The sequence below is a fragment of the Streptomyces sp. NPDC091377 genome (assembly GCF_044757045.1).
Taxonomy (GTDB): Bacteria; Actinomycetota; Actinomycetes; order Streptomycetales; family Streptomycetaceae; genus Streptomyces.
Map to the genome: position 1 here is coordinate 20050 of NZ_JBIVUE010000021.1, position 11967 is coordinate 32016.

Here is an 11967-nt window from a genome sequence, read left to right on the forward strand (position 1 = left end):
TGGCGGCCCCCTTGCGGGCCGGTGATCTCGGTGGCTCTGGTGGCCCGGGGGCCCCGGTGGTCCTGACGGCCCGGCGGCCCCGGCGACCCCCGTGGCCCCGGCGGCCCTGGCAGTCCGACGGCCCGGGTGATGCGGTGGCCTCGGCCCGGTGACCTCGTGGCGCCGGTGATCTGGTGCTCCCGGGGACCCTGCGGTCCCGGGGACCCTGCGGTCCCGGGGACCCTGCGGTCCCGGGGACCCTGCGGTCCCGGGGGCCCTGGTGGCCCGGGGGCCCCAGGCCGGTGACCTTGTGGCGCCCGTGACCTGGGCGGCTCGGCGGCCCTGACGGCCCGGTTGCCCCGGTTGCCCCGGTGGCCCCCGCGACCCCAGTGGCCCGGCGGCCCCCGTGGCCCGCCCGGTGGCCCTGGAGGTCCGGTGGCCCCGGCCTGGTGACATCGGGGGCCCTGGCAGTCCGGCGGGCCCGGGTGATCCGGTGACCCCGGCCCGGTGTCCTTGCGGTGCCGGTGACCTCGGAGGCACGGCGGCCTTCCGTGGTCCTGACGGCCCGGCGACCCCGGCGACCCCGGCGACCTCCGTGGCCCCGGCGACCATGGCGGCCATGGCGGCCCGGGTGATCCGGTGGCCCCCGCCCGGTCACCCTGCGGCGCCGGTGGCCCCGCCGTCCCGGTGATCCGGTAGCCCGGCAGCCCGGGTAGCCCGGGTAGCCCGGTAGTCCGTAACCCGGTAACCCGGGGCCCAGCGACCCGGTGACCCGGCGCCCTCATGGCCCGCCGCCCCCGCCACCTGCGTGCCCCCGCTGCCCCCGCCACCTGCGTGCCCCCGCTGCCCCCGCCACCTGCGTGCCCCCGCCGCCCCCGCCACCTGCGTGCCCCCGGCACCCCGCCACCCGACCACCCCCGCCGCCCGGCCACCCCCCCCGCCCGGCCACCCCCCACCCCCCAACCAGACCGCGCCAGCGCGACAGCCGTGGCCCTACCTCCCCCGTCGTTCCGTGTACGCCGCCAGCGCCCCCGCCACGTACCGTTCCGACCCCTCCTTCGTGATGCCGAGGCCGGACAGGACACCGGCTCCGTTCTCGAACTCCAGCAGGGCGAGGAGCAGGTGCTCGGTGCCGATGTAGTTGTGGCCGAGGCGCAGGGCCTCGCGGAAGGTCAGCTCCAGGACCTTCTTGGCGTCCGCGGTGTAGGGGATCAGCCCGGGGACCTCGTCGGCGGGCGGCGGCAGCGCGGCGGACGCGGCCTGCCGTACGACGTCGAGCAGCACGCCCTGCGCCACGATCGCCTGCGCGGCCAGACCCTCCGGCTCGGTCAGCAGCCCCAGCACCAGATGTTCGGGGCGTCCCTCGGTGCTGCGCGCGGCCACCGCCTCCTGGTTCGCGGCCAGGACGACCTTGCGGGCGCGCGGCGTGTAGCGGCTGAAGCTCTGGTTCGGGTCGAGGTCGACGGACTCCTTGGGCACGAACCGCTTCTGCGCGGCCTGCCGGGTGACGCCCATGCTCTGGCCGATGTCCGTCCAGGAGGCGCCCGAGCGCCGGGCCTGGTCCACGAAGTGTCCGATCAGATGGTCGGCCACGTCACCCAGGTGCTGCCCGGCGAGTACGGCGTCCTGGAGCTGTTCGAGCGGCTCCTGATGGACGGTCTTGATGGACTCGATGAGGTCGTCCAGGCGTACGGAGGAACGGATCGGGTTGGATTCCATGTGTCAACCGTAGGTTGACGTCTGCCGGGGTCTGCTTCCCCCCTGCCCCATGTGTGACGATCGCAGGGTGAGTACGTCCCCCTCCGAAACCGTCACCCGCGCGCTGGCCGCCCTCTACACCCCCGCCCCCGCCCCCGCCGACGCCGACGCCGACGCCGACGGCACCCGCGCCCCCGCCGACCTGGACACCGCCGCCTCCCTCCTCGCCGCCGACCCCGCCGTCGACGCCGTCGATGCCGAACTCGACCGGCGAGGGCGGGAGTTCATCGCGGCGGCCTGGCGGCGCGGCTGGCAGCCCGCCGACCTGATCCGGGTCGTACGCCGTGACCTGGACGACGTACACCTCGGGCTCGTGGCGGAACTCATCCGTGCGCAGGCCCCCGACGACCGCCCCCGCGGCCCCCGCTGGGCCGCACAGATCGACGCCCTCGAACCCGGGCCGCGAGGCCCCCGCACCGACCGCTTCTCACGCGCGACCACCACCCTTGAGCTGTTCCGCCTGCTCCTCCACCTCCCCGCCCTCGAACCACTGGAGTCCCTCGGGTCCCTGGGGTCCCCGGGGGCTCCGGGCTCTCCGGGATCCCTGGGCGGGGCGCGGGTGGGGGCCTCCGGGGTCCGTGGGGTCGAGTCCCGCACGCTCACCCGGATCCGGGCCCTGCTCGCCAAGGCCGAGGCCACGGACTTCCCGGAGGAGGCCGAGGCGCTGAGCGCCAAGGCGCAGGAACTGATGGCCCGGCACAGCCTGGACGAGGCGCTGCTGTCCGCGCGGGGACCCGCCCCGGACTCGCCGACGGCCTGGCGGATCGGGGTGGAGCCGCCGTACGAGCAGGCCAAGGCGGTGCTCCTGGACGCGGTGGCGACGGCGAACCACTGCCGCGCGGTGTGGAACGAACCCTTCGGCTTCACCACGGTCGTCGGCTACGAGTCCGACCTCGCGGCCGTCGAACTGCTCCACACCTCGCTGCTCGTCCAGGCGACCACCGCCATGACCAAGGCGGAGGCCGCCCAGCGCAAGGGCGGTCGTCGGCGGACCAAGACGTTCCGCCAGTCCTTCCTCGCCGCCTACGCCCACCGCATAGGCACCCGGCTGACCGCCGCCGCCCGGGCCGCAGAGGCGGCGGAGGCGGCCGAGGCCGCCGAGGCCGACTCGACCGCCGACCTGCTGCCCCTACTGGCCTCCCGCGCGATCGCCGTCACCGCCACGGCCGACCACCTGTTCCCCGAGACCACCACCGCCCGGCTGCGCGGAGTCACCGACGCGAGCGGCTGGACCGAGGGCACCCGGGCCGCCGACCGGGCGAAGGTCACCGGGCCGTGAGAGTCAGTCCCCGGCCTGTTGGAACGCGCTGACGGAAGCGTCCGGCTCGCCGTCCACCAGGGCCACCGGGCCGTACGACCACGCCAGGCTGGTCGTCCCGTCGTCGCCCGGGAGGCCGATGAGGAGGTTGTCGGCGTCCAGTCCGGCGCCACGGACGTAGGTGAGGGTGAAGGTCGCCGCGACGTCCTTCGGGAGGGTCAGTTCCTGGGCCGCGGCGGCCTCGTCGGCGGGGACGGTCAGGGACGTGTCGCCGCCCTTCAGCCGCACCGCGGGGAAGCCGTCCAGGACGCACTCCTCGCCCTCGTTGGTGACGGTCACCGGGACATTGCCGGTGTCCCCGTCGGCGGGCGCCTCGGCCGCCGGGCCCGTCTCGACCTTCACCTCCGCGAGGACACACGCGGCGCCCGCGCCGGACGCCTTGCCGTCACCCGCGCCCCCCGCACCCCCGTCGCTGCCGCCACCACCGTCCCCGTCGCCGCCGCACGCGGTCAGGAACAGGGCGCCCGCGAGGGCGAGGACGGTGAACGGAAGCGGACGCGCGCGCATGTACGGGATCCCCACGGGTGGCCGATGACGATGGTCTGCGAGGAGCTTACGCTGGCCGGATGAGCTGGTTCCGGGCGCTGCGGCGGACCGCCCGCTCGGGGCTCGCGGTCGAGCGCAAGCGGCTGGAACCGCTGCTCGCGCTGCGCGGCGCGGCCGGGCTCGCGATCACGATCGCCGTGTGCCTGTGGACGCTCGGGCCGGAGACGGCGGCAAGCTCCGCCTTCGGCGCGTTCCAGGCCGCGATCGCCACTTTCCAGCGCAGTTGGCGCCCCCGCCCCGAACTGGCCGTCGCCTCCGGCGCCAGCCTCGCCGTCTCCACCTTCCTCGGCTACCTCACCGTCTCCCACCTCGGCCTGTTCCTCGCCCTGCTGGTGCTCTGGACCTTCGTCTCCGGCCTGAGCTGGGCGGCCGGCCCGACCACCGGCCTGATCGCCTCCTCCAACGTCGCCATGATGCTCGTCACCGTCACCCTCCCGACCTCCGTCGCCGATGCCGCCGTCCACGCGGCGACCATGGTCGGCGGCGGCCTGGTGCAGGCGGCCCTGATCGTGCTCTTCCCCGTACGACGCTGGGGCGCCCAGCGCGACGCCCTCGCCGACGCGCTCGCCGCCGAGGCCGACTACGCGCGCAGGCTGCGGCACGACCCCACCGCGCCCTTCGACCCCGTCCCGCTGATGGACGCCCGCGACGCCGCCGCCGTCACCGCGCGCCAGGCCCGCCGCCGTCCCGCCGAACTCCACGGCGCCCGCGGCCTGGCCGAACGGATCCGTCCGGTCCTCGCCTCCCTCGCCGACCCGGCGATGGGCGTCCCCGAGGAGGGCCGGGAACGCGACCGCGTCCGCGAACTGCTCGCCGCCGCCGCGACCGTCCTCGACGCCACCGCCCGCGCCATCCGCCGCGGCGAGCCCGTCACCCTGCCGCCCGCCGCCGTCGCCGCCCTGCGCACCCCCGACACCGGCGCCCTCCTCCACGGCGCCCCCTACCGCGCCGCCACCCGCCTGGCCCGCCTCCTCCCGGACGTCGCCGAGACCGCAGACTCGACAACACCCCCACACCGCCCGACCCCACACCGCCCGACCCCACACCGCCTGACCTTGCACCGCCTGACCTTGCACCGCCCGACTCTGCACCGCCCGTTCCCGCACCGCCCCCTCCCGCATCACCGCACCCCGAACGGCCCGACCCCAAATCACCCCCTATCCCCCCGCGCCCACACCCATCCCGACCCCCACCCCCACACCCACCGCCCCCGCCCCACCCTCCTCGCCCTCATCCCCGTCGCCCTCACGGCCATGCGCGCGGAACTGCACACCCCCGGCTCCCCGATCACCCGGCACGCCACGCGCGTGACCGTGGTCGCCGCCGTCGGCTATCTCCTCGGCACCGCCCTGCCGTTCGGCCACGGCTACTGGGCCCCGCTCGCCTCCGTGATGATCATGCGGCCGGACTTCTCGGAGACGTACAGCCGGGCGGTCGCCCGGTTCGCCGGTACGGTCGTCGGCGTCGCCGTCGCCACCGCGGTGCTCCAGGCCACCGGAGCGGGCACCTCCCTCGCCGGGACGCTCGCCGTGGCCAGTGCCGCGCTGCTGTATCTCCTCATGCGCACCGGCCAGTTCGCGGCCCAGGCGTGCATCGCCGCGTACGTCGTCTTCCTGCTCGGCATGGGCGGCGAGGCATGGACGCAGACCGTGCCCGAGCGGGTCGTCCTCACCCTTCTCGGCGGTGTGCTGGCGATGGTCGCCTACGCCGTCTACCCGGCCTGGGAGACCCCGCGGCTGCGCGGCCGGCTCGCCGACTGGCTGGCCGCCCAGGGCCGGTACGCCGCCACCGTCGTCCGGCACTTCGCCGAACCCGCGGGCAAGGCCGCCCCCGACGTGCGCGAGGCGCTGCTCGCCGCCCGGGGCGCGCGGGCGGCCTGGCACGCGGCCGTCGCCCGCGCGGAGGGCGAACCCGTCCGGCACCGCGGTCTGCCCCGGGTCACCGCCGACGACGCCGAGGACGCCCTCACCCACCTCGGCCGCGCGGCGATGCTCCTGGAGGCCCATCTGCCCAAGCCCGACGCGCCCCCGGTCCCGGCCGCCGCCCACCTCGCCGACGTCCTGCGCACCGCCACCGAGAACGGCGCCCGCACGGTCCGCGAGCGCGGGGTCCCCGCCTGGGACGCGGTGCGCGAGGCGCTCGACGACCCCGCCTGGGCCGACGCGCAGACCCCCGACTCCCCGGACGGGAACGTCGTCCACACCACCGCCCGTCTCCTCCTGGACTCCCTCACGGCCCTGTCGGAGGCGCTGGAACCGACCGTGCCCACGAAGGCCGCCCGGCGCGAGGGCCCGTGACCCTACGTCGGGATCAGCGCCCCCCGACGGCCGACGGCAGCCCCGACGGCAGCTTCCCGCCCTCCGCCTTGGCGTACGTCTCCGCGCCGAGCCCGCCCCGCCAGGTCACCGTGAGCGTCGTACCGTCCACGGAGTCCACCGTCCCCGAGGTCCGTTCGTCACGGCCGTCGGTGCACCGGAGGCTGATCACCCGCTCGCCGTCCGACTCCCCGGCCGTCCCGCTGCACACGGTGCCGCCGGTCGCGAAGAGCCCCGCCTCGGTACCGGTGATGATGAGGGCGACGGCCTTCCCGTCCCCGGACGTGGTGGCCCAACTGCCCTCCAGCGCACCGGTTCCGCCGCCGGTGGACGTGGTGGGGGAGGGCTTCGGGGACCGGTCCGGGGCGCCGTCACCCCCACCGCCGTCCCCACCGCAGGCGCTCAGCGCGACCACCGCACCCACGGCAACGGCCGCCCACCGCGACGGCCCGCGCCCGCCGCCCTCGCGCACCACCTCACCCGCGTACGCCACCGAAGTCACCGCCAGCCCCCCCCAGGGATCAACGACCCAGCCCCCGACCGCAGCAAGCTACCAGCCACCGACCCCCGGCCCCGGAGCCCGAGCCACCAGCCCCGAGCCCCGAGCCCCCGCGCCAGCAGCCCCCGAAACCGCAGCTCCACGGACCCACGGGCTCACGAACCCACAGGCTCACCGGCTCACGAACCCACGAACCCACGAACCCAGGAACCCACCGGCCCACGAACCCACCGGCCCACGAACCCACGAACCCACCGGCCCACGAACCCACCGGCCCACGAACCCACGAACCCACCGGCCCACGAACCCCCGCACCCACCGGCCCACGAACCCCCGCACCCACCGGCCCACGCACCCAGACCCTCCGGACCTACGAACCCCCAGGCACCCCCGACCTCACCAAGAAGCCTTCCGCACCCCCGGCAGATACCCCGCGTGCGCCTGCTCCCGCACCCCGACCCGGGACAGCCCGAACGCCCGCAGATACCCCCGCGGACGTCCGTCCACCGAGTCCCGGTTGCGTACGCGCGTGGCGCTGGCGTCCCGCGGCTGCCCGCGCAACTCCCGCTGGGCCGCGAGCCGCTCGGCCTCGGTCGAGGAGGGGCGGCGGACGATCTCCTTCAGCTCGGCCCGTCGTACGGCGTACCGGGCGACGATCTCCTTGCGGCGGTCGTTCTTCGCGATCTTGCTCTTCTTGGCCATGGTGTCCTCCGCCCCTCAGACCTTCACGCCGCGCGCGCGGACCCGGGCGACGGCGGCCTCGACGCCGATGACGTCGACGGTCTTGATGCCCTTCGTGCTCAGCCGCAGCCGTACGTGCCGGCCCTCGCTCGGCAGCCAGTACCGCTTGGTCTGGATGTTGGGGTCGAAGCGGCGCGAGGTGCGCCGGTGGGAGTGGGAGACACGGTTGCCGAACCCCGGCTGTGCGCCGGTCAGCATGCAGTGCGCGGACATCGGTGGTGACGTACCTCTCTGCTCAGGGGATGTTAATGGGAATCATTTTCAGTAAGATAGCAGCATGGCACGCAACGAACTGCGCCCGGTGGTCAAGCTCCGCTCCACCGTCGGCACCGGCTACACCTACGTCACCCGCAAGAACCGGCGGAACGACCCGGACCGTCTCACGCTGCGCAAGTACGACCCGGTCGCCCGCCGCCACGTCGACTTCCGAGAGGAGCGCTGAACCCCGCCATGCGCAAGGCGATCCATCCGCCGTACGGGCCCGTCGTCTTCCGCGACCGGGCCGCCGACCACGCCTTCCTCACCCGCTCCACCATGACGAGCGAGAAGACGATCGTCTGGGAGGACGGCGAGACCTACCCGGTCGTGGACGTCGAGATCTCCGACGCCAGCCACCCCTTCCACACCGGTACCGCCCGCGTCCTGGACACCGCGGGCCGCGTCGAGCGCTTCGAGCGCCGTTTCGGGAAGCGGGGCTAGCGCGGTGCCCCTGCCCGACCTTCCCGTCGTCATCGTCGGCGGGCTGCACGCCGACGCCCGCAGGGCGGCGGTGGCCCGGCTGCTCGCCGAGGTGCCCGGCGGTGTCGTCCTGCACCACGACCTCGCGACGGCCGCCGCGGGCACCGTCGTACGGACCGTCTCGGACGCCTCCGGGGTGCTGTCCACCGGCGAGACGCCCCTGGTGAACGACTGCGCGTGCTGCGCGCTGCGCGAGGACCTGGTGCCCGAGCTGAAGCGGCTCGCGCAGGGCGGGCCGACCCCGCTCGCGATCGTCGAACTGTGGGACTCGGTCGAACCCAAGGCGATGGCCGAGGTGATCGTGGCCGGCGGCCTCCGGCTGACCGGCGTCATCACCGCCGTCGACCCGGCGCTGCTGCTGCCCTACCTCGGCAACGGCGACGACCTGGCCGAGGCCGGCCTCGCCGCGGCCGGCACCGACCGGCGCACCGTGGCCGACACCTTCGCCCGCCAACTGGAGTACGCCCCCGTCCTCGCCCTCACCCCGTCCCCGGAGGCCGACGACGAGGACCACGCACTCCTGACCCAACTCCACCCGACCGCCCGACACATCCGACTCGGCCCCCCGGCCCCGGCCCCGACCACCCCCACACCCACACCCATCCCCACCCCCGTCCCGACCCTCGCCGGGGCCGCCCTGGCCGGCTTCGACGTGGAGGCCGCCGCCGCGGCCCAGCACCCGGCGTGCGCGCTGTTGCCCGCGGACGCGGACGCGCACGGTGTGACCACCTACGCCTGGCACCGCCGTCGCCCCTTCCACCCCGAGCGGCTGTACGCGGCGCTGGAGCAACTGACGTGCGCCGCCGCCCGCAGCCGGGGGCGGTTCTGGCTCGCGGACCGACCGGACACCCTGCTGCACTGGGACGCGGCAGGCGGCGCGCTCTGCGTGGAGTCGGCGGGCCCCTGGCTGGCCTCGCTCCCGGACGCGGCCTGGGAGTTGGCGCCGCCGATGCGCCGGGCCGCCGCCGCGCTGGACTGGCACCCCGAGCACGGCGACCGCTGCCAGCACCTGGTCTTCACCTCACCCGGCCTCGACCGGCACGGGGTGGAGCATCTGCTGGAGTCCTGTCTGCTCACCGACGCCGAGTACGCCGCCGGACGATCCGCCTGGAAGCGGCTGCCGCCGGTCTTCGACACCTTCCTCGGCATCTGAATCTCCTCGGCATCTGCATCCCGAAGGACCGGGTGCGGGGCGTCCGCCGGACGCCGTACCCAGCGCCGGAGGCGGCCCCGCAAGGCGAGGCGCGGGGCCGCCTCCATCCGTACGAGAGGTACTGGCGCGAACGGCTGACGGATCCCGGCGTGCCGCCTGAGCGCGGCTGCGACGATGGGCCGACCCGGGCCCCGTGCTCCCGCACGAGCCCGGCGGCACGGCCGGCCCCCGTCCGCGTTCCGCGGCGTGGCACAGCCCGACCGGCCCCGAACCGCTCGGACAAAGGCAGATGCCCCGTTCCGGGGAGTTCCACCGTGAGATCGCCCACGGTTACCGGATGACTCCGGGATGACTCCGGATGACTTCGACGTCCCGCCCCCGACATCGGTTACGGCATTGAACGGATGGTTCGCTTCCGCCGCGCCGATGCCGATCCGGTAGGCGCTTCTCACTGGACCCTCACATGACTTTGGAACAGGAAGGCCGCGGATCGCGTCTGTTCCTAGTGCGCGTGGGATTCGACCCGGACGATCCGGCATCGGTGACGGCCCGGAGGATCATGGGTGGAGGGCGGAGATCGCATGTCACACGGTCTCCGGGGCAGACGCGGGACGGGACGGGAAGGCCACCGGTGAAACGGCGCCGGAGAAAACGAATGGATCGGCTCGGGTGAATCGGTAAAGCTGGTAAGGCCGCGGTAAAGCGGCCGTCAAAGCTGTAACCATGGGAACACCCCGCGTGCACGTGCATCTGCCCATGCATCTGCAGATGAACAGGGTTATGATCCGGCACAGTTGACCGATGCATCAATGGCCACACCAGCCAGTGCACCACCGGGGAGCGACCTGTGGACCACGACGTGTACGACGGTGATGTGTACGACGGTGACCGGCGCGGCGGAGTTCCCGCCCCCGGCGTGTACAACGGCATGGCCGCCACAAAGCTGAGCGGAGTGGCCTGGCAGAAGAGCCGGCACAGCAATTCGCAGGGATCCTGCGTCGAGTTCGCCCGGCTGCCGGGCGGCCGGGTGGCCGTACGCAACTCCAACTTCCCGGACGGCCCCGCGCTCGTCTACACCCGGGCGGAGATCGAGGCCATGCTCCTCGGCATCAAGGACGGGGAGTTCGACCATCTGATCGCGGGCTGATCACGGACTGATCGCATACTGACCGTGGGCCGCCCCCGAAACGCCCGCGCGAGAACCCGTGGTCCATACCAGCCGGTAACGCGCGTAGAACCACGGCGCCAGAAATCTGACGGCACGTCAGCCGCGGTTCCCCAGGCGGAACATCGCCCAGACGACCTTGCCGGGCAGGGTGCCGGCCAGCGGGTGCCAGCCCCAGCCGTCCGCGAAGGAGTCCACGAGGAACAGCCCCCGGCCGGACTCCGCCGCGTAGTCCTCGGTCTCCCGGGCGACGGGCGTCTCCCCGCTCGGGTCGCGCACCGCGCACACCAGCCGCTCGGTCCAGCGCATCAACTGCAGCCGCACGGGCGCCTCATGGCCGACCGGACAGGGACCGGGATGCGGCAGCGCATGCCGCAGGGCGTTGGTGACCAGCTCGGAGACCACCAGGCAGATGTCGTCGAACCGGTCGTCCACGTCCCACTCGCCGAGGGTGTCGCGGGTGAACCGGCGGGCCTCGCGGACCGCTTCGTAGCGGGCGGGCAGTGCGCAGGAGGCGGCGTCGGACACGGCCGAGGGATCCAGTGGCGGAAGGCCCTGCCGTAAGGGCTTGAGCATGGTCGATCCATTCGTCCCCATGCGAGGCACTCCCGGGAATTCGCGGTCGTTGCGATGCAGCGGTGGCGCGAGACCATGGTTTCGGATGCGTACACCAGATGCAAGGGCAGATGCACGTGCACGCGACCGAATTGAGCCCTCCTGTAACGCTTCTTGGTCATTTTTTCCACCATCTTTGCGCCAGCTGTGGGACATCGGGACCCCTGTGGCGAAGCGGAATGTTTGGCTTCTTTCCGTCTCTGTAACCGGACGAGTACTGCTCGAAGTGCTTTAGTGGCAGACTGCGGGCCCTGAAGACGGTTGAGAGGCGGCGAACGTGAGCGCGGGAGAGCCCGGATCGGTGGTGCGACGCATGCTGCTCGGCTCGCAACTCAGGCGACTGCGCGAGGCGCGGGGCATCACGCGTGAAGCGGCGGGTTACCACATCCGCGCCTCCGAATCGAAGATCAGCCGGATGGAGTTGGGCCGGGTGAGCTTCAAGACAAGGGACGTGGAGGACTTGCTGACCCTGTACGGCATCACGGACGAGACGGAACGCGCCTCCCTCGTGTCGCTGGCCCGCGAGGCCAATGTCGCCGGCTGGTGGCACAGCTACTCCGACGTCCTGCCGAACTGGTTCCCCACCTATGTGGGCCTGGAGGGCGCGGCCTCCCTCATCCGCGCCTACGAGGTGCAGTTCGTGCACGGTCTGCTCCAGACCGAGGCGTACGCCCGCGCCGTGGTGCGGCGCGGCATGAAGGGCGCGAGCGAGGCGGACGTCGAACGCCGCGTCGCGCTGCGTCTCGAACGGCAGAAGCACCTGGTCGCCGAGGACGCCCCGGACTTCCACATCGTGCTGGACGAGGCCGCGCTGCGCCGTCCGTACGGTGACCGCGAGGTGATGCGCGGACAGCTCCAGCATCTGGTCGAGATCTCCGAGCGGCCCAACGTACGGCTCCAGATCATGCCGTTCGGCTTCGGCGGGCACTCCGGTGAATCCGGTGCCTTCACCATGCTCAGTTTCCCCGAGTCCGACCTCTCGGACGTGGTCTATCTGGAGCAGCTCACCAGCGCCCTCTATCTCGACAAGCCGGAGGACGTCGCCCAGTACGAGACCGCGCTCAAGGAGCTGCAGTCCGACAGCCCGGGCCCCGCCGAGAGCCGGGATCTGCTGCGGGGGCTGCTGCAACTCACCTGAAA

At 73.6% G+C, this 11967-nt stretch carries 13 protein-coding genes; 7 read left to right on the forward strand and 6 right to left on the reverse strand.

Annotated elements, in window-relative coordinates; genetic code table 11:
* Nucleotides 1-972: 972 nt before the first annotated feature.
* Nucleotides 973-1698: a Clp protease N-terminal domain-containing protein gene (locus tag ACIQNG_RS32795; RefSeq protein ID WP_401490089.1), complete on the reverse strand. Its 726-nt coding sequence runs from the start codon at nt 1696-1698 to the stop codon at nt 973-975.
* Nucleotides 1699-1747: 49 nt separating this feature from the next.
* On the opposite strand from ACIQNG_RS32795, the gene ACIQNG_RS32800 reads away from it, so the two are divergent.
* On the forward strand, nt 1748-3016 hold the full coding sequence (locus ACIQNG_RS32800) for a DUF2786 domain-containing protein (RefSeq protein ID WP_401490092.1): 1269 nt from the start codon (nt 1748-1750) through the stop codon (nt 3014-3016).
* Nucleotides 3017-3019: 3 nt separating this feature from the next.
* Here the strand turns inward: ACIQNG_RS32800 and ACIQNG_RS32805 are convergent, their stop codons facing one another.
* Nucleotides 3020-3562: a DUF4232 domain-containing protein gene (locus ACIQNG_RS32805; RefSeq protein WP_401490094.1), complete on the reverse strand. Its 543-nt coding sequence runs from the start codon at nt 3560-3562 to the stop codon at nt 3020-3022.
* 59 nt (nt 3563-3621) lie between these two features.
* Between ACIQNG_RS32805 and ACIQNG_RS32810 the strand changes: the two genes are divergently transcribed.
* The gene (locus ACIQNG_RS32810; protein ID WP_401490096.1) at nt 3622-5898 is read left to right on the forward strand and encodes an FUSC family protein; all 2277 of its coding nucleotides are present in this window, start codon (nt 3622-3624) and stop codon (nt 5896-5898) included.
* A gap of 13 nt (nt 5899-5911) precedes the next feature.
* Here ACIQNG_RS32810 and ACIQNG_RS32815 read toward each other — a convergent pair whose 3' ends face one another.
* The 3 genes from ACIQNG_RS32815 to rpmB form a co-directional block, all read right to left on the reverse strand.
* Nucleotides 5912-6409, reverse strand: a complete 498-nt coding sequence (locus ACIQNG_RS32815; protein WP_401490188.1) for a hypothetical protein — start codon at nt 6407-6409, stop codon at nt 5912-5914.
* 402 nt (nt 6410-6811) lie between these two features.
* Nucleotides 6812-7117, reverse strand: a complete 306-nt coding sequence (gene rpsN / locus ACIQNG_RS32820) for a 30S ribosomal protein S14 (RefSeq protein ID WP_401433731.1) — start codon at nt 7115-7117, stop codon at nt 6812-6814.
* A gap of 15 nt (nt 7118-7132) precedes the next feature.
* On the reverse strand, nt 7133-7369 hold the full coding sequence (rpmB, locus tag ACIQNG_RS32825) for a 50S ribosomal protein L28 (RefSeq protein ID WP_401433728.1): 237 nt from the start codon (nt 7367-7369) through the stop codon (nt 7133-7135).
* 64 nt (nt 7370-7433) lie between these two features.
* Between rpmB and rpmG the strand changes: the two genes are divergently transcribed.
* From rpmG to ACIQNG_RS32845, 4 genes are all read left to right on the forward strand, one after another.
* Entirely contained in the window at nt 7434-7598 is a 165-nt protein-coding gene (rpmG, locus tag ACIQNG_RS32830) for a 50S ribosomal protein L33 (protein ID WP_401433725.1), read from the forward strand.
* 8 nt (nt 7599-7606) lie between these two features.
* On the forward strand, nt 7607-7855 hold the full coding sequence (locus ACIQNG_RS32835; RefSeq protein ID WP_401433722.1) for a type B 50S ribosomal protein L31: 249 nt from the start codon (nt 7607-7609) through the stop codon (nt 7853-7855).
* Nucleotides 7856-7865: 10 nt separating this feature from the next.
* A complete protein-coding gene (locus ACIQNG_RS32840) occupies nt 7866-9047 on the forward strand; it encodes a CobW family GTP-binding protein (RefSeq protein WP_401490190.1) in 1182 nt (393 codons plus the stop codon).
* A gap of 847 nt (nt 9048-9894) precedes the next feature.
* Nucleotides 9895-10194, forward strand: coding sequence for a DUF397 domain-containing protein (locus ACIQNG_RS32845; protein ID WP_401433720.1), 300 nt, complete (start codon nt 9895-9897; stop codon nt 10192-10194).
* A 117-nt stretch (nt 10195-10311) separates the two neighbouring features.
* Here the strand turns inward: ACIQNG_RS32845 and ACIQNG_RS32850 are convergent, their stop codons facing one another.
* Nucleotides 10312-10809 carry an ATP-binding protein gene (locus ACIQNG_RS32850; RefSeq protein WP_401490100.1) on the reverse strand — a complete coding sequence of 166 codons (498 nt, stop codon included), beginning with the start codon at nt 10807-10809 and terminating at the stop codon, nt 10312-10314.
* 331 nt (nt 10810-11140) lie between these two features.
* On the opposite strand from ACIQNG_RS32850, the gene ACIQNG_RS32855 reads away from it, so the two are divergent.
* A complete protein-coding gene (locus tag ACIQNG_RS32855) occupies nt 11141-11965 on the forward strand; it encodes a helix-turn-helix domain-containing protein (RefSeq protein WP_401434067.1) in 825 nt (274 codons plus the stop codon).
* The last annotated feature ends 2 nt before the right edge of the window (nt 11966-11967 follow it).